General features: G+C 30.7%; 23 protein-coding genes and 1 riboswitch. All 23 genes read left to right on the forward strand.

Going from position 1 to position 25,983, the window contains the following annotated elements; genetic code table 11:
* Window positions 1-36 precede the first annotated feature (36 nt).
* The 23 genes from rfbB (at window position 37) to CLAU_RS13015 (ending at window position 25,982) form a co-directional block, all read left to right on the forward strand.
* Window positions 37-1,092: a dTDP-glucose 4,6-dehydratase gene (rfbB, locus tag CLAU_RS12905; protein WP_023162752.1), complete on the forward strand. Its 1,056-nt coding sequence runs from the start codon at window positions 37-39 to the stop codon at window positions 1,090-1,092.
* A 211-nt stretch (window positions 1,093-1,303) separates the two neighbouring features.
* A complete protein-coding gene (gene rfbA, locus CLAU_RS12910) occupies window positions 1,304-2,206 on the forward strand; it encodes a glucose-1-phosphate thymidylyltransferase RfbA (RefSeq protein WP_023162753.1) in 903 nt (300 codons plus the stop codon).
* Window positions 2,203-3,078, forward strand: a complete 876-nt coding sequence (gene rfbD / locus CLAU_RS12915) for a dTDP-4-dehydrorhamnose reductase (protein WP_023162754.1) — start codon at window positions 2,203-2,205, stop codon at window positions 3,076-3,078. The genes rfbA and rfbD overlap by 4 nt, the downstream gene beginning before the upstream one ends.
* 33 nt (window positions 3,079-3,111) lie before the next feature.
* On the forward strand, window positions 3,112-3,678 hold the full coding sequence (gene rfbC / locus CLAU_RS12920) for a dTDP-4-dehydrorhamnose 3,5-epimerase (RefSeq protein ID WP_029170085.1): 567 nt from the start codon (window positions 3,112-3,114) through the stop codon (window positions 3,676-3,678).
* Between the two features lie 694 nt (window positions 3,679-4,372).
* Complete coding sequence (locus tag CLAU_RS12925) at window positions 4,373-5,686, forward strand: putative bifunctional diguanylate cyclase/phosphodiesterase (RefSeq protein ID WP_023162756.1); 1,314 nt, start codon at window positions 4,373-4,375, stop codon at window positions 5,684-5,686.
* Window positions 5,687-5,762: 76 nt separating this feature from the next.
* A riboswitch (cyclic di-GMP riboswitch) is annotated at window positions 5,763-5,846 on the forward strand.
* 54 nt (window positions 5,847-5,900) lie between these two features.
* Window positions 5,901-6,650 carry a prepilin peptidase gene (locus tag CLAU_RS12930; protein WP_023162757.1) on the forward strand — a complete coding sequence of 250 codons (750 nt, stop codon included), beginning with the start codon at window positions 5,901-5,903 and terminating at the stop codon, window positions 6,648-6,650.
* 69 nt (window positions 6,651-6,719) lie between these two features.
* On the forward strand, window positions 6,720-7,247 hold the full coding sequence (locus CLAU_RS21375) for a type II secretion system protein (RefSeq protein ID WP_023162758.1): 528 nt from the start codon (window positions 6,720-6,722) through the stop codon (window positions 7,245-7,247).
* Window positions 7,248-7,310: 63 nt separating this feature from the next.
* Window positions 7,311-8,987: a GspE/PulE family protein gene (locus CLAU_RS12940; protein WP_023162759.1), complete on the forward strand. Its 1,677-nt coding sequence runs from the start codon at window positions 7,311-7,313 to the stop codon at window positions 8,985-8,987.
* Window positions 8,984-10,177: a type II secretion system F family protein gene (locus CLAU_RS12945; RefSeq protein ID WP_023162760.1), complete on the forward strand. Its 1,194-nt coding sequence runs from the start codon at window positions 8,984-8,986 to the stop codon at window positions 10,175-10,177. Before CLAU_RS12940 ends, CLAU_RS12945 begins: the two co-directional genes overlap by 4 nt.
* Window positions 10,178-10,217: 40 nt before the next feature.
* On the forward strand, window positions 10,218-11,630 hold the full coding sequence (gene pilM / locus CLAU_RS12950) for a type IV pilus biogenesis protein PilM (protein WP_029170083.1): 1,413 nt from the start codon (window positions 10,218-10,220) through the stop codon (window positions 11,628-11,630).
* On the forward strand, window positions 11,617-12,345 hold the full coding sequence (gene pilO, locus CLAU_RS12955) for a type 4a pilus biogenesis protein PilO (protein WP_023162763.1): 729 nt from the start codon (window positions 11,617-11,619) through the stop codon (window positions 12,343-12,345). Before pilM ends, pilO begins: the two co-directional genes overlap by 14 nt.
* Before the next feature lie 28 nt (window positions 12,346-12,373).
* Window positions 12,374-13,795: a type II secretion system protein gene (locus CLAU_RS12960; protein ID WP_023162764.1), complete on the forward strand. Its 1,422-nt coding sequence runs from the start codon at window positions 12,374-12,376 to the stop codon at window positions 13,793-13,795.
* A 27-nt stretch (window positions 13,796-13,822) separates the two neighbouring features.
* Window positions 13,823-14,182: a type II secretion system protein gene (locus CLAU_RS12965; protein WP_029702419.1), complete on the forward strand. Its 360-nt coding sequence runs from the start codon at window positions 13,823-13,825 to the stop codon at window positions 14,180-14,182.
* A gap of 17 nt (window positions 14,183-14,199) precedes the next feature.
* On the forward strand, window positions 14,200-14,724 hold the full coding sequence (locus tag CLAU_RS12970; protein ID WP_023162766.1) for a PilW family protein: 525 nt from the start codon (window positions 14,200-14,202) through the stop codon (window positions 14,722-14,724).
* Window positions 14,725-14,748: 24 nt separating this feature from the next.
* Window positions 14,749-15,231, forward strand: coding sequence for a pilus assembly PilX N-terminal domain-containing protein (locus CLAU_RS12975; protein WP_023162767.1), 483 nt, complete (start codon window positions 14,749-14,751; stop codon window positions 15,229-15,231).
* Window positions 15,232-15,417: 186 nt separating this feature from the next.
* On the forward strand, window positions 15,418-16,080 hold the full coding sequence (locus tag CLAU_RS12980) for an MgtC/SapB family protein (protein ID WP_013237244.1): 663 nt from the start codon (window positions 15,418-15,420) through the stop codon (window positions 16,078-16,080).
* Window positions 16,081-16,325: 245 nt separating this feature from the next.
* The gene (locus tag CLAU_RS12985; RefSeq protein WP_023162768.1) at window positions 16,326-17,717 is read left to right on the forward strand and encodes a cell wall-binding repeat-containing protein; all 1,392 of its coding nucleotides are present in this window, start codon (window positions 16,326-16,328) and stop codon (window positions 17,715-17,717) included.
* A 304-nt stretch (window positions 17,718-18,021) separates the two neighbouring features.
* Complete coding sequence (locus CLAU_RS12990; RefSeq protein WP_023162769.1) at window positions 18,022-18,948, forward strand: MBL fold metallo-hydrolase; 927 nt, start codon at window positions 18,022-18,024, stop codon at window positions 18,946-18,948.
* A gap of 91 nt (window positions 18,949-19,039) precedes the next feature.
* Window positions 19,040-20,194 carry an ABC transporter permease gene (locus CLAU_RS12995; protein WP_023162770.1) on the forward strand — a complete coding sequence of 385 codons (1,155 nt, stop codon included), beginning with the start codon at window positions 19,040-19,042 and terminating at the stop codon, window positions 20,192-20,194.
* Entirely contained in the window at window positions 20,187-20,861 is a 675-nt protein-coding gene (locus tag CLAU_RS13000) for an ABC transporter ATP-binding protein (protein ID WP_013237248.1), read from the forward strand. Before CLAU_RS12995 ends, CLAU_RS13000 begins: the two co-directional genes overlap by 8 nt.
* A 268-nt stretch (window positions 20,862-21,129) precedes the next feature.
* The gene (locus CLAU_RS13005; protein WP_023162771.1) at window positions 21,130-22,173 is read left to right on the forward strand and encodes a hypothetical protein; all 1,044 of its coding nucleotides are present in this window, start codon (window positions 21,130-21,132) and stop codon (window positions 22,171-22,173) included.
* Window positions 22,174-22,190: 17 nt separating this feature from the next.
* The gene (locus tag CLAU_RS13010; RefSeq protein ID WP_023162772.1) at window positions 22,191-23,369 is read left to right on the forward strand and encodes a zinc ribbon domain-containing protein; all 1,179 of its coding nucleotides are present in this window, start codon (window positions 22,191-22,193) and stop codon (window positions 23,367-23,369) included.
* Between the two features lie 6 nt (window positions 23,370-23,375).
* On the forward strand, window positions 23,376-25,982 hold the full coding sequence (locus CLAU_RS13015) for a GAP1-N2 domain-containing protein (protein ID WP_023162773.1): 2,607 nt from the start codon (window positions 23,376-23,378) through the stop codon (window positions 25,980-25,982).
* Window position 25,983 lies beyond the last annotated feature (1 nt).

Below are 25,983 nucleotides of genomic sequence, written 5' to 3' on the forward strand. Positions count from 1 at the left end.
TCTTAACTATTAACTAAAAAAGTGAGGGATACCTATATGAAAACATATTTGGTGACAGGAGGAGCAGGATTTATTGGATCTAACTTTATTCATTATATGCTAAAAAAATACTTAAATGTAAAAATAATAAACTATGACAAACTAACCTATGCAGGTAACCTTGAAAACCTAAGGACCATATCTAAAAATCCTAATTACATCTTCGTCCAGGGAGACATATGTGACAGAGAAAAACTTCAACAGCTATTTGAAAAATATGATATAGACTATGTGATAAACTTTGCAGCAGAATCTCATGTAGACAGGAGTATAAGAGATCCTGAAGTATTTGTAAAGACAAATGTTCTGGGCACTGTGGCACTTTTGGATACTTCAAAAAATGCATGGACTATAGAATGTGGGTTTAAAGAGAACAAAAAATATCTTCAGGTTTCCACAGATGAGGTTTATGGGTCGCTTGGGAAAGAAGGATATTTTACGGAAAAAACTCCCCTCGATTCTCACAGCCCTTACTCCTCAAGTAAAGCGTCTGCTGATTTGATGGTAAAGGCATATTTTGATACCTATAAAATGCCTGTAAATATAACCCGCTGTTCAAACAATTATGGTCCCTATCAATTTCCAGAAAAGCTCATTCCCCTTGTTATAAACAATTGTTTAAATAAAAAAGATATTCCCGTATACGGTGACGGGCTTAACATAAGAGATTGGCTTTACGTAGAGGATCACTGTAAAGCTATAGACATGGTTATACATGGTGGTCAGTGCGGTGAAGTTTACAATATAGGCGGGCATAATGAGAGAACAAACATTCATATAGTTAAAACAATAATTTCATATATACACGACAATGTAGATCCTTCTGTAGATGAAAATCTTATAAAATATGTGGAAGACCGAAAAGGACATGATAGGAGATATGGCATTGATCCTACAAAGATCAAAGACGAACTTGGATGGTATCCTGAAACAAAATTTGAGGATGGCATAATAAAAACTATAAAGTGGTACTTAGATAATAAATATTGGATGAATAATGTGACTTCTGGGGAGTATAAGAAATACTATGAGAAAATGTATAGAAATAAATAACAAAGTTTAAATATCAAAGAACAAATAATGAAATTTTGCCATAGGCAAAATAAATATAATTATTTTCTGACGCAGGAAGAAAATTTCCTAATTTGATATTTGTTATCTGAACTTTGAACTTTAATTGAAGTTTAAACTTTCAATTGGAAATTATCCATAACTATTAATTCTTAACTATTAATTCTCAACTAAAAAAAGGGGGTGTTAAACTTTGAGAAAGGGTATAATACTGGCTGGTGGTTCTGGAACCCGGCTTTACCCAATGACTAAGGCAATATCTAAGCAGATTGTTCCAATATATGATAAACCTATGATTTATTATCCAATTTCTGTACTTATGCTAGCTGGGATACGCAATATTCTTATTATATCCACACCAAGGGATACAGGTGCTTTTAAAGAACTTTTTGGTGATGGAAGTCAGCTTGGACTTCACTTTCAGTACGAAGTTCAATATGAGCCAAAGGGACTTGCTGAGGCTTTTATAGTTGGAGAAAAATTTATTGGAAATGACGATGTAGTTCTTGTTTTAGGAGATAATATATTTCATGGATATGGTTTTACGGAAAGGTTAAGGGCCGCTTCAGACAGGCATAACTGTTCAACCATTTTTGGATATCATGTAAGCAACCCTGAGAATTTTGGCGTAGTGGAGTTTGATGAGAATTTTAATGTTATTTCCATAGAGGAAAAACCTTCAAAGCCAAAATCACATTATGCAGTACCGGGACTTTACTTTTACACAAATGATGTGGTGGACATAGCAAAGAATATAAAACCTTCTTCAAGGGGAGAACTTGAAATTACAGATATAAATAATGAGTATTTAAAAAGAGGCAAACTTAAAGTAGAGCTCTTTGGAAGAGGAATGGCCTGGCTTGATACTGGAACCCCCCAGGGACTTTTAAATGCCGCTAATTTTGTAGAGGCTGTTCAGACAAGGCAGGGACTTTATATAGCTTGTATAGAGGAAATTGCTTATAGAGAAGGATATATAGATGACAATCAACTGATAAAGTTGGCAGAGCCTCTTAAAAAAGTTGCTTATGGGAAATATATTTTAGGCTTACTTGATAAAAATCATCATTCATATTTTAGGAGTGAATACAATTGAAGATATTGATTACAGGAGGAAAAGGACAGCTTGCTGGGCAGCTCCGAGAAATTTTGGTTATGGGAAAATCTAAAATAAGAGCACTTGATAAAATTTACTCTGATGCTGAAGTAAAATTCACCAGTAGGGAAGAATTGGACATAACCAAATTAAATGATGTCAGAGACTTTATGGCTGATTATACACCAGATATAATTGTAAATTGTGCTGCCTACACAAATGTGGATAAGTGCGAAATTGATTTTGAAAATGCTTTTAAGGTAAATTCCCTAGGAGCTAGAAATTTAGCATTAGCTTCGCAAAATACAAAAACAAAACTTGTACATATTTCTACTGATTATGTTTTTAACGGCAGAGGTGCTATACCTTTTAGGGAATGTGACTTGCCTGATCCTATTAGTGTTTACGGAAAGACTAAACTTTTAGGAGAACAGTATATTAGAGAAAATTGCAGCAGGTATTTTATAGTAAGGACGTCCTGGCTATATGGTTTATACGGTAAAAATTTTGTATACACTATATTGAAAGTTGCAAAGGAAAAAGGGCATTTAGATGTGGTAAATGATCAGAGAGGTAATCCTACTAATGCAGAGGATCTGGCCTACCATCTTTTAAAGCTTGCTCTTACTTGTGAATATGGTATATACCACTGCAGTGGTAAGGGCGAATGCAGCTGGTATGATTTTGCTTGCAAGATTGTGGAATATGCGGGCATAGACTGCACTGTATCTCCTATGACTTCGGAAAAACTCAACAGGGCAGCTAAAAGACCGGAATTTTCTTCTCTTGATAATATGATGCTCCGATGTACTATTGGTGATAACATGAGGCACTGGAAAGATGCACTTAAATCCTTTATTAAAAAATTGTGAACTGTGGATTGACTAAGAAGGGATATGATTAAAATAGGTAAATTTAATTTCGTAAAAACAGAAATAGAGGGAGTATACATAATAGAAACAGGTATTTTTGGAGATAACCGTGGGTACTTCATGGAAACTTATAATTATAGTGATTTTAAGGCAGTGGGACTTGATATGGTATTTGTCCAGGATAATCAGTCCAAATCAAAAAAAGGAGTCTTAAGAGGACTTCACTTTCAAAAAAACTATTCTCAAGGAAAACTGGTGAGAGTGGTAAAAGGTAAGGTATTTGATGTTGCCGTGGATTTAAGAGATGGATCCAGTACCTATGGAAAATGGATAGGGGTTACACTATCTGAAGAAAACAGGAAACAATTTTATATTCCAAAGGGATTTGCCCATGGATTTCTAGTTATTTCAGATGAGGCAGAATTTTGTTATAAATGTACGGAGTTTTATCATCCTGAAGATGAAGGTGGTATTATATGGAATGATCCTGATATAAATATAAAATGGCCTCTTGAGGGAATTGACAATATTATTTTTTCTGAAAGAGATAAGTTATGGCCTACACTAAAGGAGTGCAAAAATAATATAAAAAAGTGTTGACTTATATAAACGTTTACTATATAATAAAGTCAAGAAGAAAGATATAACTTCTTCTAGCAATCCTAACTCAAAGAGAGTACTAAGGAAATTGTTTTAAAGGAGTAGAAAGTTTAAAAAATCAGATATTAATACACTTATTTAGAACGAAAGTAAATATGATTAAATATTCACTGGAGTAAGTTATAAGGAATATCTGAAAAATACTTGTGAATATTTAATTTGTAAGAATGTTCAACAAGAATGTATGAAATTTGGTAAGTTTAAATTAAAGTGTTATGTAATAAAGAAGTGTAGTTTTAAAGGTAAGTATTTTGTTAGAAAGTTAATTGAAGTTTTTAAAAAGTGTGTTTGAAGAAAAATAATAAATTAAATTTTTATAGTGTATTAATACATTGTAATGGTAATTGAAAAAGGGTGATGAATATTCAGGTAAGATCAAAGTACTCAAAAGAGTTAGGATTTGCTTAACCACCAGTTAGTTATATGATAGCTAATTGGTGGTTTTAATTTTATTTACAAAAGTTAAAATATGTCTAAATAATCAATTTAAAACTTTAAGTTAATTTTTATATAATTATCCTATTAATTTGAATTTAAGCTAAATTTATGATATAATGAATTATTAAAATATTTAATCTTCATATATAATTCATTATATTTTGTAGCATTTATCAAAATATAGGAGTGGTGAGACATGCCAATAAAAAAAGATTGTTATGCGTATGATTTCAATTATTCTATCCACAATTTTGATGAATTTATGCATAAGTATGTAAAGGAAAAAGATAGTTTTGCAATATGTTTTCTCAATATGACTAATTTGGGGTTATGCAATCATATATTAGAGTATAAATATGGGAATGTCTTATTACATAATGTTGTAAATAAAGTAAGACACTGTATCAATCAAAAGGCATATATTTATAAATTTGGTGGAGATGTTTTGCTGCTTATAATACCTAATATAAAGTGCAGAGATAATGCTGTGAAGATTATTAAAAGGATAATAAGTATAAATAATGATATATTTCTATTGGCCGGTAAAAAAATTAGGATAGAGATAAAACTTGGTGTAGCCCTGTATCCCTATGACAATGGTGAATTACACGATGTATTTAAATATGCAAGTATAGCTTTAAATTGTGTAAATAAAAATTGTGATAGTACATATGAGTTTTTTAATGTTAATATGTATGAAAATAATGCTATGGAAGAAAAAATTGGAACAGATATACAGGATGCTTTCATTAATCATGAGTTCATATTGTATTACCAACCGCAGGTAAACGTTGACAGCGGTAAGGTGTATGGGGTGGAAGCTCTTATTAGGTGGAATCATCCAGAGTTTGGAATACTAACACCGTCATATTTTATTGATGGAATAGAGAGAAGCGGCGAAATAAAGAAAGTAGGCAGAATTGTCTTTTATATGGCATGTCTTGAGGCAAAAAGACTTCATAAACTTGGATACTCTGATTTAATTATGTCTGTTAATTTATCTATAAGACAATTTGAAGATGATTTTTTTATTACTTTTATTAAAAATATATTGGAAATAACGCAGGTTAAGCCTGAATATATTAATTTTGAAATAACTGAGAGGACGGCTATTAATTCTACTGAAAAAATCACATCTGCCTTGAGAAATATAAAAGATATAGGAATAAAAATATTTGTAGATGATTTTGGAACTCAATATTCTTTTTTAAATTATCTATATACCGTACCTATAGATGGTATAAAAATAGATAGATCTTTTATTAATGGCATAGATAGATGTGAAAAAAAATTTATTATTGTAAAAAATCTTATTAAACTTGCAAATGACTTAAATTTGGAGGTAGTGGCAGAAGGAATGGAAACAGTGGAACAGTTGAGATACTTAGAGAGAGCTAATTGCAGAAATGTGCAGGGATTCCTCTTTGGAAAACCACTTAATCCAAATGAACTTACAAGTTTTATGAAAACAGCAAAGTTTGAAACAAGCAGGGTAATAGCCTCCCTTTAAAAAATAAAGTAGTAAAATTTTAAAAATACTTACATTTTTAAGAAAATTATGGTAAAATTAAAAAAGATAATTCAATATATTAAAGGGAAACGATGAGATATGCACTTTATATGGGCATCTAGTGTGTATTGAGTTAACGATGCAACCGGCCTTATGATTATAAAATTTTTTTATAATCATAAGGTTTAATTTTACCCTAAAAAATGGAGTTTATATGTATATTTATTATGGTATTATTATTTTTATTTTTGGAACTATAATAGGAAGTTTTTTAAATGTATGCATATATAGAATACCAATGCAGGAATCTATTGTGTATCCATCTTCCCATTGTACAAATTGCGGCAATAGAATTAAATGGTATGATTTAATTCCTATAGTGAGTTATGTTATTTTAAGGGGAAAGTGTAGAAATTGTAGAGAAAAGATATCTAAAAAATATCCTATTGTGGAATTTATTACGGGTTTATTGTATCTTATGCTTTATATTAAGTTTGGAATTAGTATAGATATTGTGAAGTATGTTGTATTTATAAGTATTTTGATTGTCATAGGAATAATAGATTTTGATACAACAGATATTTATTTTAAAACTACAATAGTAGGTTTGATTTCAGCATTTGTATTTTTAGGAATATATTATTATAATGGACTGCCTATAAGGACATATATTTACGGAGGTATAGCAGGCGGTGGACTTTTAGTACTTATTATTCTCATAACAAAAGGTGGTATGGGATGGGGAGATGCGGAAATTTGTCTTATATGCGGCTTGTTTCTTGGACTTAAGTTCACTTTTGTAATGCTATTTTTATCTTTTATTATAGGGGCAATTATAGGAGTAATACTTATTTTGTCGGGAAAGAAATCAAAAAAAGATTATATACCTTTTGGTCCATTTATTACAGCAGCATCTGTTATTACAGTATTTTGTGGACAAAATATTTTAAGTTGGTATTTATAACAGGGGGGTAATATAAAACATATATTAATTTATAATATATTATTTTAATTGTTGAAAGGATGGGGATCTATGGAAAATGTAATGACATTAGAAAAGAAAAAAGGCTTTACACTTATTGAACTGATGATAGTACTTGCCATTATTGCCATACTTGCTGTAGTTTTAATTCCTAAATCTCAAATATTTAAGAACAATTCTAAAAATGCAGGTGTAACTACCAATGTGAATACTGTAAGGGGTTATTTGGAAACAACAGTTACAAATAACGGAGGAGCTTATGGCTATTTAGGATATGACCAACTTATATCGAAGATGAAATCAGACTTTAATTTATCAGCGTCTAATAACACTAATGCTGGAGATCTTAGTCCTAACAGTAGTACAACTAATGCAGATGAACAATTAATTAATCCATTCGCTAAAGGCAATGCATCAGTTGTAATTATTAGTAAAACAGGATCAATTAATAGCTCAATTTCTGCAGATACCGACACTAGTCATGATGGTGCAGTTATAATTTATGTATATGGTGATGGATATGCTGTTTTTGGTTATGATAAAGGTGGAGCTGCTACTTCAATATTTAAAGTTAAATAGGTTAATTAAAGAACATGGTTTTCCATGTTCTTTATAATATAATGATTTTTAGAGGTGCTTATTATGCCAAAAATAAAAAAACGTCTGGGACAGATACTTGTAGATGAAGGAGTTATAACTGAAGAAGTTATGGAGAAGGCTCTCAGAATGCAAAAGGAATCAGGTGAAAAGCTAGGAGAAGTACTTGTAAATATGGGATTTACAACAGAGGAGCAGATAGTTAATGCAGTAAAAGAACAGCTTGGCATACCTTTGATAAATTTAGATAATATCAATGTATCCCAGAATATTATAGATATTTTACCTGTAAGTACTGCAAAAAAACATGAGACCATTCCCATAGACATTGTAAATGGCTCTTTACTTGTAGTTATGAGTGACCCTTTAAATTACTTTGCCATAGAAGATATAAAAGTAGCAACAGGCTATCATGTTAAAACAGCTATAGCACTTAGAAATAGTATATTGAAAAATATTGATAAATATTATGGAAAAAGTAAGGCACAAGAAGCAGTACAGGATTATAGAAAAAACTTTGCAAATAGGACAGTGGAAAATGACCGGGAGTTAGCCGACGAAACAGCTGCACCAGTTATAAAATTTCTAAATACTATAATTGAAAATGCAATGTTATATAATGCTTCGGATATTCACATAGAACCGGATGAAAAAGAAATGAGAGTTAGATTTAGAGTAGATGGTATGCTTAGGGAAATTATGAGAACGGACATAGACATGCTTTCTGCTGTAATAAGTAGAGTAAAAATAATGGCCAGTTTAAACATAGCTGAGAATAGAATACCCCAGGATGGGAGAATTAACTTTAAGGTTAAACAGCATGTAATAGATATTAGAGTTTCTACAATTCCAACGATTTTAGGTGAAAAAATTGTAATGCGACTGCTTGATAAGAGCAGCTTTTCAATGGATCTTGAAAAAATTGGACTTGAAAATGATGAATTAACTAAACTAAAGAGGATGATTGCAAGTCCATATGGTATAATAATGGTATCAGGACCTACCGGAAGTGGAAAAACTACAACTCTATATTCTATATTAAACATATTAAATGACGTATCAAAAAATATAATAACAATAGAAGATCCCGTGGAATATAATTTAAAAGGAATTAATCAGATGCAGGTAAATACTAAAATAGGATTTGATTTTGCTAGTGGCTTAAGAAGTATACTGAGGCAGGATCCGGATATAATTCTTGTAGGAGAAATAAGGGACAATGAAACCGCGGAAATATCTATAAGATCCGCACTTACAGGACATTTGGTATTATCAACTATTCACACCAATAATGCAGTAGGAACTATTGGAAGACTTTTGGACATGGGTGTAAAGCCTTTTCTTATATCTTCTACTTTAGCAGGTGTTGTAGCCCAGAGACTGGTTAGAAAAATATGTCCAAGTTGTGCCGAGGAATATATGAGTGATGAGAGAGAAATGAGGATACTTGGAATTAAAGAACCGGTTAAACTAAAGAGAGGTAAAGGATGCAGCTTGTGTAATAATACAGGTTACAGGGGAAGAATAGGTATATTTGAAATACTTGAAATAGATAATGATATTAAAAATATTATAGATACAGATTATACTGAAAATAAAATTGAAAAGTTAGCTGTGGATAAGGGAATGAATACTTTAAGAAAATCCTGTATAAGTAAAGTCTTAAATGGAGTAACTACTGTTGAAGAAATGTTAAGGGCTACTTATGGAGATGGTATATGAAAAAGTTTGTATATAAAGCTTGGGACGATGAATTTAATGTAATAAAGGAACAAATTGAAGATAATGATGTTGATGAAGCATTTAGAAATTTAAAAAGTAAAGGGTTGAAAGTAATATATGTAAAAGAAAAATTTAGTTTATCTAGATTTAAGTTTTTAGATAAGAAATTTGATAATGAAATTTTGGCTAATTTTTGTGGGCAAATTGCTATGATTTTAAATTCAGGAATAACTCTCTTAAATGGACTTGAAATAATGGAGCAGCAAATTAAAAGTAAGAACATGAAGAAAATAATTTTAAATATAACGGATAGTATAAAAAAAGGCAATGGTTTGGATGTATCTATGGAAAGCTGCGGTAAATTTCCAAAACTATTAATTGATATGGTCAAAACAGGAGAAATCAGTGGAAATTTAGATACCGTACTATATAACATGGAGAGTTTTTATAAAAAAGAGGCCAGTATAAAAAGTAAGATTAAAAGTGCAGCTGTGTATCCTATGTTAATTTTAATTGTAGCACTAGGAATGCTTGTATTCTTTAATTTTATTGTATTTCCTGAAATAAAAGGTCTATTTGAAGACATGAAATTACCCGCTATAACAGTAATTGTACTTGGTATTATGAATTTTTTTGATAATAATTATCTATATATAATTATTTGTGCGATTATAGCAGTAATTTTTTTGAAATATATAAATACACTTCCTAAAGTTACATATTTTATTGATAAGTTTAAGCTAAAGATTCCTATTTTAGGAGATGTTAAGCTAGATATTATAACAGCTAGATTTACTAGAAGTATGGGAATATTTTTAAAGTCTGGAATTCCTATTATAACTATAATGGATAATGTGCAGCTTGTTGTAGAAAATGTGTTTATATCGAAAAAAATAGATAAAGTTAAAAACCAGCTAATTGGTGGTACAACTTTTGCTGATTCTATTGAAAGTGAGAATATTTTCAAGCCGCTTGTAACGCAGATGATGAGAGTAGGACAAGAAACAGGTAAGCTTGATGAGATTATGTTTAAACTGGCTGACATATATGATGAGAAAGTAGAAACAGGAGTTGCTAGAATTATGTCACTTGTGGAACCTATTTTAACCCTGGTTATAGGTTTAATTGTTGGGGTAGTTATATTAGGAGTAGCATTACCTATAGTTCAAATGGCACAGGGGGTGAAATAAAATAAAAATTATATTTAGTTTTAAGGAAAATTATGCAGATGTGGCTGTTGCATCAAAGATAATAAATAAAACAAAAATAAAAAAAATAAGTAAGATATATGAAAAGAATGAATTTATTTCTGGGGGAAAACCTTATGCTGATGAATATAATTTAAATAAGATCAAAAGTATTAGACAAAAGTTAAAAATTAGAAATAAAGGTGTAAGAATAATATTGAATTGGGAAAGTATTATAACAAGAATAATAGAAACTCCAGTTATGAATAAAAAGGAGCTTGCAAGTTTTATAAAGAATAATATAGAAGAGTACTTTTCTGTTAACATGAATGAATATCTTTATGATTATGAAGTTATTTCTTTAACTAATAAGGATAAAATGGCTATTATGCTTGCAGTTGTGCCTAGAGCAAAATTAAAGCAGATATTGGATTTTATAAAATATTGTGGATTGATCCCACAGTCAATAGGGATATATCCTGATTCCGTATCAAATTTGTTTTTAGATGAAGATTATTGCAGTATAGCTATTATAGACGCAAATGTAGAAAAGACTACTTTAACTATACTGGATAAGGGGAAAATATTTCTTTATTCCAATATATTAAATGAAACAGAGGATGAAGATTTTAATGACTTAATGAGAAGTCTTGATTATTTTTTTAATTTTTATTCAACAAGGCATTTCGGGGGTAAGCTTGACAAGATATATGTATTAGGAGAACTTTATACAAATTCAAAGCTTTGTGAGCTTATTAGCACTCAAACTTCAATAGAAACTAATATAGGATTCAATATTAAAGCATCAAAATTAGTTAAAAAGAGTACAGTAGATGAAAACATATATCCTGATATACTGGGAGATTCTATATCGGTAAAAAATATATATAATAAAAGCATAGATTTTATTGATAGATTTTATAGAAAAAATAAGAAGAAACAATTTGAAAATAGGTTAATTATACATGAAATAGAATTATTTTTTTTAATAACTATTATTATAATAGGAGCAGCACTTATATATACAAAGTTAAATTTATTAAAGTATGATACTTGGGACATAGATTCACAGATAGCTGTTTTGAGTGGTGTACAAAGTGATGTAGATAAATTAGATAAGGAAAATAAGGCTTATGAGGACAAGGCTCGTTACATAAAGAAAATTGAAGGTGATGATTTCAACTACATAGGAGTATTAGAAACTTTGAGGAATGGATTACCTAAAGGTGTAACTATAAAAACGATTACCATGGATAAACAAAATGTAAATGTTGTGTTTGATGTGAATAAAAATACAATAGATGCAGCCAGACTTATTGTGGCAATAAATTCTATGAATGCATTTGAACCTGTTGAGCTTCCCGAGGTAGATCTTAATGATAATGTAAAAGAGGTTGAACTTAAATTGAAATTATTAGAATCATATAAAGGCGTGAATACAGATGGAAAAAAATAAAAGGGATTTGATGATTTTAATAGCAATATTGTTTATAGGATTTAATTACGTGATTTATACATATTATATAACTTATAAATTAGATACGGTGAAGCAGGCTAAAAATAAGTATTCTTTAAAAACAAAAGAATTAAATTCTCTTAAGGCTAAGAAAAAATCTATTGAGACTAAGCAGCAGGAGTTAAAAAAGTTGAGACAGGAGACTTCTAGTTTTGATAGCATGGTTCCTACCCAAATAGATACACCCCAGCTTATATATGATTTTTATAATGGATGCAAGTCATTTGGAGTAAATGGAGAAAATATCTCTTTTGAATTGTTGAATGGGGATAGCAGTTCAAGTAGTAACAATTTTCATACTCTTATAATAGACTTAAAGATTACAGGAAACAAGGCAAATATAGAGAATTTTATGAGAAACCTAAATACTGTTACCAAAAGAAAGCTTAATGTAAAAAGCATTACTATTGGCTCTAGTGATGATGAAGAAGTGAACAATGGTGAATTAAAGAGTTCTGATAAAGAAGTGAGCACGGATAACAGTAATAAACCTGTTGATAATGCTAAGAAAAATGGAGATGAACTTCCCGGAGAAATTATTTTTTATCAATATGTACAGGGCAGCGGAAACAGCAATACAAAAGTCCCCAATAGTTATATTTTTTATAATAGCCAAAAACAGGGATTTAACAGTATAGCTGATATGTTCAAGTAAAATTTTCTGATTGTAAGGGGTGCAGATTGTGAATAGGAAAAAAGGTTTTACATTAATAGAAATTATGATAGTATTATCAGTCATAGGATTACTTTCCATAATTTTAGTACCGAAGATAGGGGCCATTAAGCTGCAGTCCAAAGACAATAGTGTAAATACAAATGTACTTTTAGTCAGAACTTATCTTCAAAACAGATTGGCAAAAGATACAAGCTCCTATCAATCGTCTATTAATGCAAATCAAACAAAAGATCAAGCTCTTACTGCTATTTTAAACAATATTGAAACAGATATGAAGTCTAATTTTTCTGGAAGTAATTCTTTGATAAATCCTTTTAACAATAGCAAATCTGTTACTAAAGATTTGTCTGGAAATTCATCTGTTTTACTTTCCTATTCTTCTAATGCTTTACCAAAAGATAATGATGAAATAGCTAATAACAACACTTTGCCTGCTGGAGGAAATGTTAAGGGAAATGTAGTAATTATCGTCTATGGAAGCAGTGGAGATAAAGTTGGAGGCTATGCATTATATGGAATAGACAGTACTGGTAAGATAACTAATCCATATATCATTAAATTTAAATCTTCCACAGTTATTAATGAAAACACAAATACAAATACTGATTCTGGTATGGAAACGAATGTAAATAAAGTAGCTAACTATATAAGAATTAATGCAATAAGAAGGATAATAATGGGAGTGCCTGAAAACAGAATTTATGATGTAATCCAAGGACCGTTATATAACTATTTGAACAATAAGTTTACTTCTGGAGATGCTTCAAAGCATATTGTCAATCCGTATTATTTGAATAAGGACGCAATTGATGACGATGGATATCATACTAATGGAGACCCTGGCATAAATAGAAATTATTCTATAATAGTTAATGCTAATCCTTCAGATTATTCAAATATAGATAGTAAATATTCTGATCACCCGGGTACTGTAGTTGCATATGTGAGCAAAAATCCGATGGGATACGTAGTGTACGGAGTCGATAAGAGCGGCAAAATGGTTTATAAAACTCTAATTAATCTTTCTACCGAAGTAACAGGAGATATGACTGCTGCATTAAAAAATAATGTAAATTCTGCTGCCAGTACACTAAAGAATAACCTTACTGCAAATCTTAAGTCAGCATATGATAAGTATCCTCAGGACACCTCTCGCAGAACTACTGAGCTTCAGTCCCTGGCAAAAAATCAACTTCAGCAGTTGAATTTAAAGAATTCATATATACCGGATTGGACTAGTATAAGAACAGATACTTATAATTTTGATAAGGATGATGGAACTTCATTAGTCATAGAGCTTACTCCGGGAAATTATGTTACTGATTTCAAAGGTACAGTTATTGTAGATGTACTTTCAGATGCTAGTGGTTATGAAGTCTATGGTATAGATTATATAGGAAGTAAGTATGATTATATTGAGGTAAAGTAAATGAGATTGTTAGAAGTAGGGATCAAAATGAAGAAAAGAGGATTTACTTATATAGAAGTAATGATGGCCATCAGTGTATTTATAATGTTATCAGTTTTTGTTATTAGACTTAATATTGCAGCTAATAAAAATGTAAACAAACAGGTTTTAAGGCAAAATATGATGATGGAAGCACAAAGGTGTCTTGAGGAAAGTAAAAATGATCCGGACAGCAGGAAATATAAAGGCAGTGATTATAAAAAGATGGATGGTTACTATGTAAATATAAGTTCCATACAGGTTAAAGCTGATTCGCCCAATCTTTTTCAGATTACAGTAAGGGTTAGAAATAATATTGATGATGAGGAAAATGAAGTGGTGTTAAAGTCACATTTTTTAAAAAAATAAGGTGGTAGGTTTTCAGTATGAAAAAAAGAGGATTTACTTTAGTAGAGCTGATGATAACTTTGGCTATATTTTCTATATTTTCTGTATATCTTTATCAAACTTTTTTTTCTGAAATAAAACAATCTTTTAATTTTAAAAATAATATAGATATTCAGTATAATGCAAATAAAGCCTTAAATATGATTACAGATGAAATAAGAAATTATGATTCAGTTGATGATACTAAGATTTTAAAATCTTCAGATGGAAATACTGTTCTTAAGTTAGGGCCTAGAGATAAAAATGGAAAAGTTCAGGTTAGTACTGTAAGTAATGCTGGTGCAGCTAATGGAAATGAAATTAATCTGATTTCAAATGCATCTTCTAACATACTTTATAATATAAAAAGCAAAGTACTTCAGGATAAGGATGAGAATAAATGTTCTAATATAGATTCAGTTGATTTTTCTTATAAAGATGGATTGATTTTTATAAGTGTTTCGGCTTCAGAAGGAAATATAGTTCTTAAAAGTCATACTGCCATTAATGTTCAGGCAAATTAATTTGTAAGGAGAAATAGGATATTGATGAAAAAAAGAGGTTCTGCCCTTATAGTTGTTATTATTATTATGACAGTAACTTTTTTATTGGCTGCATTTATGGTAGATACTAGTATAAAAAGCAATAGAGTAGCTTCAGATACTTCTGATAAAACTAGGGCATATTATAGTGCTGAGACAGGTATCTATGATTTTATAAATTATGTCAATGATGATATTGAAAACAATATTAAGAACAATAAACTTGATATATCTTTAGGAAACTCTATAACTAATAATTATAACAAAGCTGGTCTTTATAATGACAATATGGAAGCATATAAAGCTGGACTTATGCATGATATCTCAATGCCCCAAGATAGTGACTATATAAAAACCTATACATTTGATGTTTATTCCAAAGGGAATTTTGGCTCTGAAACTTGCACCATAATTGTAAATGTATCTATTCTTTATACAGATAATAAGTATACGTCTTATACAATAAATTCTAGGAAAGTAGAAGACTGAGTAGAGTTTCAAAATACCGAGCTTTAGACTTATCAAAAGTTTTTAGTGTGATGAAATTTGTTAGTATATGGCTGGTATAAGTTAAATTCCTATTTAGAAACTCTATAAAAGTTTTTATAAAAATATGTATTTTATTTGCCATATATATTATAATTAAATCTATAATGTTAAAAGCGGAGGGATACTATGGGAGAATGGGAAATGTTACTCAGGCTAGTACTCTCGGGAGTACTTGGGGCTTTAATAGGATTTGAAAGAAGAAGCCACTCTAAGCAAGCAGGACTTAGAACTCATTTTGTCGTAGCAGTTGGAAGTGCCCTTATTATGCTTGTGTCTAAATATGGATTTTGGGATTTAGTTGGTATGAATTCGGTTTCACTAGATCCAAGTAGGGTAGCTGCTCAGGTTGTAAGTGGTGTTGGTTTCTTGGGAGCAGGAACTATTATTGTGGAGCACCAGTTTGTAAGAGGACTGACTACTGCAGCTGGATTGTGGGCTACAGCAGGTATTGGTATAGCAATTGGTGCAGGCATGTATATACCTGGTGTGGGAGCTACAGTGCTTATAGTTATAGGACTTGAAATATTCAACAAACTTCAAAAAAACGAGGTATATTCTATAGGAAGGGCAAATTTATCAGAAGAAGGTATTAATTCTGCACTGGATATATTAAAAAATTCAAAAATGAAAATATCTAATATTCAGGTTAATAGGCATCATAATAAAAGTAATAAGGATTTAGAAGTGAGGATTACCTTTAAAGTTTATACCAGAAATCAAAATGAAATAAAGGATATGATGGTAAATCTTCTGAAAATTCCTTACGTAAGGGACGTAAACATAGAATAAAATTTTTAAAAATAGCAAAGTTCAAATAACAAAGAACAGGTAAAGATGATTTCCATCGTATCTCACGAAATCTATAATTTTAATATTTTCTGACGTTAGGAAGAAAATTATACTTATTTGATATTTGAACTTTGAACTTTGTTCTTTTAAAATATTGCGTTGCAATATTTTTATATTAAGTCAAAATTTTATATGTGAGGAAGTTGAGCATTAGCAAACTATAATATAATATTGGAGGAAAACATATGAAAAAAATATTTAAACTGGCTTTAGGGCAAGCAATAATTTTAGGACTCGCTTTCCCTGGAACTGTATCTGCTGCTTCCAGCCATAATGTGAGCAGAATTTACGGATCAAGTAGATACCAAACCTCAATAAATATTTGTAACAACTTTAGCAGCGGGAAAGTACAAAATGTTATTGTAACTAGTGGAAACAATTTCCCCGACGCCTTAGCTGGTAGTGTGCTTTCAAAACAATTAAATGCCCCTATTCTTTTGGTAGACAAGTCTTTAAGTGACAGTCAGGATTCTATTAATTATATAAAAGATCATTTGGATGCAAGTGGAACTGTATACGTTCTAGGTGGATATGCTTCTGTAAGTGATGAATATATAAATTATATTAAATCTTTAGGGTTTAACAATATTAAAAGGCTTGGCGGAAAAAATAGATTTGACACTAATAAAGTAATAGTAGAAAATATGAATGTAAGTAAGGGAACGCCCCTAGTTATAGTTAATGGCAGTAATTTTCCTGATGCACTGAGTATATCAAGCATAGCAGGTATGAAAGGTTATCCAATAATTTTAAGTAATACAGATACACTGCCGGATGAAGTAAAGGAAAAGATAAGCGAAATAAGCCCTTCTTCTGTTTACATAATAGGAGGACAAGGTGCATTAAGTGATAATATTATTTCTGAAATAAAGAAATTGGACACAACTATAGAGGATGGAAATATTATAAGAATATGGGGAAAGAATAGATATGAAACCTCATTAAACATATGTAAATATTTTAATTTGGACAGCAGTAGTATAATTATTGCAAATGGAGAAAATTTCCCAGATGCTCTATCTGGAAGTGCTTTAGCAGCAAAACTTCAAGCGCCTATTTTACTTACTGATGGAAAGAATATTTCAACTCAAAAAGAGTATATAGATACCACAAAGTATACAGATGAAATTATACTTGGGGGAAGTGGTGCTGTAAGCGAAGATGCGGAGAATGAGTTAAAAGGAATAGAAAAGAAGCTGTTTGAAGTAACTAATGAGTATGTAGGTGAAGATGGAAAGTATTATATAGAAGGTAATTATTTAAAATATGTTACAGATATAAATGAAGCTTTGGATTATGTAAAAAGAACGGGAGATAGCAGTGTAGTTGAAGAAGATAATGGACAGTGGTTTATATTAGATGATGGCTTTGACATGACCATAAGCGATAAGGTAAAATTAGAGGTAGATAGTGATGTGAGTATAAAACTAATTCATTTTGATAGTGATGGAAATATATCCTATAATCAACCTAATTTCACTGATATGGTCAATGGTAAATATGAAGATAGGCCTGTATTTAATTTATTCATTAAAGATGGTAAAGTAATGAAAATGGATCAGCAGTTTAGACCATAAACAGAGTTCTTGGCATCAGATGGAGTTTTGACTCCACCTGATACTTAGAAATCGTTATCCAGGGACGTAGCTGCTCTTTACTCCAACTTGGAAAAGTTGGAGTATTAGAGCAGGTAGTCATCGGATAAAAGAAGAATAGGGCTATGTGTAATTATTAATTTGCAAATAGAACCTTCTTAATGTATGAAATTGGTTTTATATGTTAGGAAGGTTCTTTATATAATTTTGAATGAAAAATATCATAAAGAAGGGAAGCGAACATTTAGCAGTTTCATGTTAAGTAATTTTGCTGCTAAAATAGCATATGGAAATAAAAAATATAAAGGGAAATACATTTTGTATTGATACTAAAATGGCATGCATACCTTTTTATAAGATCAATTATAGAGAAATAATTATGATGGATTCTGGATGGCCAAGAGGAGGAGAAAGGGAAGGTATAGCTGAAGTTTTAAAAACGAATAATTTAAAAGTAGCTGCTATAATATGCACTCATGCTCATATGGATCATATAGGTAATGCTGAATATTTGAAAGAAAAGTATAATTGTATTATTGCTATGCCGGAATGTGAAGCTGTTACTTGCAGTTCAATTATTAACTTGAAATTTTATCATAATAATTATAACATGGCTGAAATTGCAAAACATTTTGGACAGATGGTTTGTAAAACAGATATTATGATTACACCTGATCAAGAAAGTATATATGTTTGTGGTGTCAAATTTAAAATTATTCATACACCAGGACATAGTGCTGCCCATATATGTGTCATTACTCCTGATGATGTGGCATATTTAGGGGATGCCCTTGTTGGATATGAATTAATGGAGCAAGCTAAAATGCCTTATTCCTATTCTCTGACGGATGATTTGAAAAGCAAAGAGAAACTTTATGACTTAAATTGTAGTAAATATATTGTGGCACATAAAGACATATATGATGATATTACAAAGCTCATAAAGGATAATATAAAATTTTATAAAGATACGGCAAATAGCATATATGATGTAATAGATAAAAATGGAAGCATGACAATGGAAGAAATTTTTAGATCAGTAACTAAAAATTTTAACATTAGTCTGGATAACAGGGTAAAATATGGATTAACAGAAACAATTTTAGTATCCTATGTGAGATATCTTAATGAAAAAGGTATGCTGGATTTAAGTATGGAGAATGGACTTTATAAATATTTAAAAAAGGCACCTATTTGTACTAACGTTTATTAATTATATAGAAAGCAATAATTATCTTGTCTTTAATAAAAATTAGTAATAATATAAAATTTGTGGATAATATGTTCTAAGGAGGAGATAGTTATTGTTTATATCATCAAAAGTAGCTCTTCAGTTTTTAAAACACAGTAAATTGCAAACCTTTGTCATAATACTGGGAATTGCAGTAGGAGTTTCTGTGCAAATATTTATAGGGCTTTTAAGCAGTGGACTTGAAAATACTATTTTAAATAAAATTGCAGGAAATTCAGCTCAGGTTACGGTTTATTCTAATAACGGCAGCATAGAAAATTGGAGTGATATAAAAAATAAGATTGTAAAAGAAGATAAAAATGTGAAAGCTACGGCACCTGTAGTTGATTCCCAGGTCTTTATTAAATTAAAGGATACTAACCAACCTGTTCAGATTAGAGGATTTATGCCTGAAGATGTAAATTCACTTTATAACATAAAAGGCAGTATATATGAAGGAAAAATGTATGAAAATAGTGGACAAGTTATTATAGGAAAGGACTTGAAGAAGAAGCTTGACTTAAAACTTGGAGATAATATAGATTTGTTTACCATGGGCGGGAAAAAGTTGACTTTAAACATAGTTGGTTTCTTTGATCTTGGAGCTGCTAAAGTAAATGGAGCCTGGGTTATTACAGATTTGAGTGATGTTCAAAATTTAATTGATTTTGGCAATAAGGCTACTTCTATAGAAATTGCAGTTAAGGATATATATAATGCGGACTTGGAAGGAAAGAAAGTAACTAAAATACTTTCTGATAATAGTCTTAATGTGCAGAATTGGAAAGATCAAAATAAATTTTTAGCCAGTGGAATGGTTGGAGAAAAAATTTGTACAATAATAATTCAATTTTTTGTACTTCTTGCAGCAGTTCTCAGTATTATAAGTATACTTGGTATAAGTGTAGTTCAAAAATATAAACAGATAGGTATATTAAAGGCCATGGGTATAAAAGATGGAAGTGCAGCCTTTATATTTTTTGTACAAGCTTTTATACTTGGAGTATTGGGAACGGCTTTGGGATTGCTTTTTACATGGTTGTACATAAAAGGGTTTAATAGATATATAGTTAATTCCGAAGGATTGCCTCTAGTTAATATAGTTGTGAACCATAAGTTTATTTTAGCATCATCTATTATTGATATAGCTGCATCAACTTTTGCGGCACTCTTTCCGGCATTTAAGTCATTTAGACTTAATCCTGTGGAGGTAATAAAAAATGGATAACATTATTCAACTTGAAAATGTAAATAAGATATATGGAAGAAGAGTTAAAAATAAAGTTTTGTCAGAAGTAAATATATCCGTAGAAAAGGGATCTTTTAATTCCATTATAGGTGCATCGGGAAGTGGAAAGACCACTCTTTTAAATATAATGGGGATGTTGGATAAGCCAACAACAGGAGAAGTGTACATACAGGGTAAAAGTATAAAAAGTATAGGGAGAAATTCAAGAGCTGCAGTGAGAAATAAAAGCATAGGATTTGTTTTTCAGTTTCATTATCTTCTACCCGAGTTTAATGCAATACAAAATGTACTTATGCCTTACAGAATAAAGCATTTTTTTTGCGGTAGAAGTGCTAAGAGAAAGGCAGAAGAACTTTTGGAACTAGTTGGACTTTCTGAGTGCAAGAAAAAGAAGGTATATGACTTATCAGGGGGACAGCAGCAAAGAATTGCTATAGCTAGGGCACTTATGAACGATCCCAGCATAGTTCTTGCGGACGAGCCCACTGGAAATCTTGATTCTACAAATGCAGAGAGTATTTATAAACTCTTTCGACAAATAAATGATAAGTTTAGTACTACCTTTATTATTGTAACTCACGATGTAAATATAGCTAATAAAACTGATAGGATAATACAGATAAAAGATGGACAAGTGCGGGATTAACCTTCACTTGTTTTTTTATCCGATGACTACCTGCTCTAATACTCCCACGCACTCTGTGAAGGCGACTATCACCAAATCAAAGATTTGGAATATCTGCTTTTCTCCAAGTGTGAGTAAAGAGCGGCTACGTCCCTGGATAACGATTTCTAAGCATCAGGTGGAGTCAAAACTCCATCTGATGCCAAGAACTCTGTTTATATTCACAAAATTTTAATTTTGAACTCCTAATACAATGGTATATACTAATATTGAAGGGAGTATGAGTAAAATGGACGAAAAAAAGGAGAGAGAAATGGAAGAATTAGCTGAGGAAATTGACATAATATTTTCAGTTAAAGATAATATTTCTCAGAGTGAAATAAATAACTTCCTAAATAAATTTACTGAGTTATCGGAAGATGATATACGAAAAAAAATATCAGAAATTACTGGAGATAATTCCTATATAGAAAATTCGTCTTCAGATCAAAACGATAAAAACTCCACAGAGAATATAGATTCTGAAAGCTGCAGTGAAGTAAAGGTTGAAGATTCTCCAGAAGAATTGGATGAAGATAAAATTGAAAATGTAAATGATGATTTACAATTACATATAGATGAATTACCTGAGAAATCAGAGAATAGTAAAATTAAACCTGTTTTTGATGATGGAAACATTCCGGATGTACCCTTTGTAAGAGCAGAAATAAAATATGGGCAACTGTCTCTGGAATGGGGATGGCCAGAAGGTATAGACAAAGTACTTTTATGCTGCAGGATGGATAGGTTTCCCGAGGCATCCTCAGATTCCAGTGCTTCTCATGTAATCATAGAGAGAGAGGAAGACTTTGAAACAGGAGATTACACCATAAGTAAAATAGAAGAAGGAAATTATTATTTCTGTATTTATGCTGTGGTGGAATATGAAAACAAGACATTGTATTCTGAAGGTCAGAGAAGGCTTGTGGTAAATAAAGTACCTCAAGAAATATTTTATGAAATAGACTTAAAAAAAAGCCTCTTGGGTAAATTAAAATCTGCTAAGATAAGCTTGTCTGCACCATCTTCTAAATCTTCTTCAAAGGACGAAATAGAACTACCACAGCTTGTTTTAATCAGTAAGATAGGGAATATGCCTATTCAAAAATCTGACGGAGAAACTTTGTTTAATATAGATTATGAAACCTTAAAAAATGATGAAATCATGGATTTTGAGTTGCCTATTGAAAATATAAGAAAAAATATGTATGTGAAATTATTTTTTGTAGATGACTCTAACAGCAAGTTATACAGGATAGTTTCGCCAGCTAAGGAAAAGCTGTACTTTAAATAGAGAGAGGAGGATTAATTGTGAAACTTAACTTTAGAAAAAAAGATGATTATATATGTCCCTATTGTTTTTCTAAACATGCTTTAAATGAAGTGAATTTTATATGCAAAAATGATCCTGATTTATGTGAAAATGCAAGAAACCTAACGCCTATAAAGCCAAAGAACGTTGAGGACAAAAATGAAATGCCGGATTATGTGTTTTGCAATGAGTGTGGGCAGAAAACCAATATAAAAGTATGCCCAACCTGTAATCAGGAACTCCCATATTCAATTGGAGAATATGATAATTTAATATTTGCAGTAATTGGTGCAAAGGAGGCAGGAAAAAGCCATTACATTGCAGTTTTAATTCAAAAGATAATGAATGAGATAGCTTCAGCCTTCAATTATAGTCTTTCAGCAGTTGATGATGCTACTATGAATAGATATAGAAATGATTTTTATAATCCTATTTTTAAGAGAAATGAAATTATAGGAGTAACTCATTCTGCTAAAACTGATGCCTCTGTAAAGCAGCCTCTTATATATAATCTTGTTTTTAAGGATAACGGAATATTTGGAAGCTTTTTAAAAAGTAAGAAGATAAGCAATGCAGTTACTATTGCTTTTTTTGATACTGCAGGTGAGGATTTAGATTCTGAAAATACTATGAAAACTGTAAATAAGTACATATATAATTCTTCAGGTATAATATTTTTGCTTGACCCTCTTCAGCTGGAGGAAGTCAGGAGAAAGCTGCCTAAAAATATTAAATTGCCGCAGCAAAATACAGAAATAGAAGACTTGCTTTCTAGAACGGCAAACCTTATTAGAAAAGCAAATGATATAGGAATGGATAAGCTTATAGACATACCTGTGGCTGTGGCTTTTTCAAAAATTGATGCAGTGGAATCACTGATTGATCCATCAAGCTGCATAAATTATCCAAGCAGCCATGTAAGTAAGGGATATTTTGATTTGGCAGATTTTGAGGATGTAAATGGAACAATGGAATCTTTAGTCAGGAACTGGGGTGGAGAAAATTTTGCAAATCAGCTTAGTTCAAATTTTAAAGAGTACGCTTATTTTGGATTGACAGCTCTTGGATGTAATCCTGAAAGTAACAGGATAGCTAAGCTTAGACCACATAGGGTAGAAGATCCTTTTTTGTGGCTTCTCTATAAATACAAATTTATTAAGGGAGAAAAGAGGAAGTGATAGATAATGGCAGTTCAGCAGCTTTTTTATACGTCCTGTAAAAAGGGCTTGTCCTCTGGAATGGGATTTCAAACTTATTCCATGTCAAAAGGTATTACAGACAAAGAGAGAATGGAAATAGAAAGCCACTGCATATACATACCGCCTTCTAATCTTCCAACACAACCTACCAAAGAAGAGATAGACAGGTTGTTTCCTATATCTTTTTCTTATTTTAGACTTGAAAGTGGAAAGTACTGTATTTCACAAATTAAATATGTGGGAAAAGATTATTCAGAGAGATATGGAAATTACTTTTGCCATGTACTTATATCGAATAATGCTTGGGAGTTTTATCCTATAGAGCTTTATGAATCGCCTGTTTTTAGAGATTGTTTGAGTGAAGAAGAAAAAAATGCTGTTGAAATAGATTATCTTCCTGAAATTACGGAGATTCCACTAGGAAATGTAGTTGATTTTGATGAAATAAGTAATTTTTTAAAAGGCAGTGGAGGAGATAGGGGTAAGAAATTTACAAGTCTTTTAGAACGTGTTGTGACGTATAATAGTTCCAAAAAAAGAATTATACTTGCAGATGTAAAAGAAAACATTCCTTTTTGGATTGGGTCAGTTTGTATGTCACTACCTAAAAAGCTGGCACTGCAATTTAGTTTTACTACTTACAGCTATAACCCAGATAATACAGACTATATATTCTGCGGTATAAGTAAAAATGGCAGCAAATTTAATTTTGCAGACAATCGAAAGATGTATGAGTACAGTGCTATGAATTTTTCAGAAGATTGTCCAAGGAGCAAAAGCAGTTTTTCAAAGCGGGCTGAAGTAGGATACACTGTTTCAAAAGAAGTATTCCTGCCTTTTTTAAAATTTTTAGATCAGTTTGAGTACAATAGACTAGATGAAGAAGTGGATAATTGTGTAACCCTTTATAATATAGTAAAAAAGGGACTTGAAAAATGCAGTATAGAAGATGTGAAAAAAGCCCTTAGTTTTGCAATTAAATATAAATCGGAGGAGGCCTATAAAGAACTCTTTCATCAGATTGATGCAAGACTTGAAAAGATAAGCACACAGGTGGATGTACAGCTTTGCTATATGATAACTACATTTTTACTTAAAGTGTCTAGAGACATAGGTGATGATAATTATATAGTAAAGGCTTATAAATTTTTCTTTGACTCTCTTGATTATATTGCAGTTTACAGCAAAGATACTGATATTTATGAAATGTTGAATTTGCGTAAAAAGATGGCACAGGATGAAATGGATAATATGAGTCAATTTCTAGAAGTCTCCCTGAGTCCAGATAGAATAAAAAGTATTCAAAAGGATATTAAAGAAAATCCAGTTTATTATTCAATTTCTACGATAGCAGATATAATTTACTCCGGGTACACTTTTAAAGATAAAAATGTGACTTTGCTTTTAAATAACTGTATAAAATTTTTAATATCATCTGAGGACAACACTTTATATGTGCTCAATTATTTTAAAAATGATTGTGAGTGTATCTCAAAAATTATTATTAGAATTTACTGCATAAACTATTATTTAGGTAGAAACGAAACTATTTTGGATTTGCTTGCGAAATTTGTTGTAGATGAGGGAAACAGGGATGGTAATTGGAAGAAAAAAGTCTATTCAAATATGTACAACCTTCCAAACTCCTATAATTTTTTATTTTCTCTATATGTTTTTGAATTAAAGAAAAATATTGAAAACCAGGACTTTTTTATAAATTACTGTAGTGAAATATTCAACTCTTTTGAAGAGTACAGAAGTGAAAAATTTTCAGATGCTTTTAAATTGTATTTGGAATTTTATCATGGAGATGACGCAGCCCTTGAAAGTTACAAAGACATATTGAATTATATAATTGATAACTTAAATATGCACATTGTGGATAAAAAAGTAATGGAGAAGTTTATAACGGATGTAGAAGAAAAATTAAGTATAGATAATTCAGTAGAAGAAAATGCACTTATTGAAACAATTTTAAAATTGAAAAGAAAGTGTAATATTACAACCATCTGTAATATATCAGAACTTTTGTATATTGGTAAGAGAATTGAAAATCCAGATATGGACTACAATGAAAAACTTCTTAAGAAGGTTAAATATAACTTTTCACATATGAGTGAGGAAAAGTATAGAGAATACTTAAGCTGGCTTTTACCTAATATATTAGTGCAGTCTTCTGGATTTACAGGCCATATAAAGGTAAAAAAGACTTTTTTTTGTTCCAAATATGAAGATACCTTTTACGATGTATATGTTAATGGTATAGAGGATATACTTTTTACAAAAAAATATAAAAACTTAATGGGCTCCCGATATAATGAGAGGTATAAAATATTTTTAGATTTTTTCATAACCTTATATAAAAATAAGAAAAATTTAAGTGAAGAAAGGGAAAATATTATATATAATAGAGTAATAGAAATACTTATAAAAATTTCTCAAAAAAAGTTAAAAGAGTATACTGCCTATATTGTTGATAAGACAAGTAGATTGAAAAATCAAGTTTATATTAGAGAAAAGTGGCTTGAAATTGAAAAAGAAGCAGAGGAAAAGGGCAAGAAAAAGGGTATACTTGATCTTTTTAAAAAATGAT

The sequence above is a fragment of the Clostridium autoethanogenum DSM 10061 genome (genome assembly GCF_001484725.1).
Classification (GTDB): Bacteria; Bacillota; Clostridia; order Clostridiales; family Clostridiaceae; genus Clostridium_B; species Clostridium_B ljungdahlii.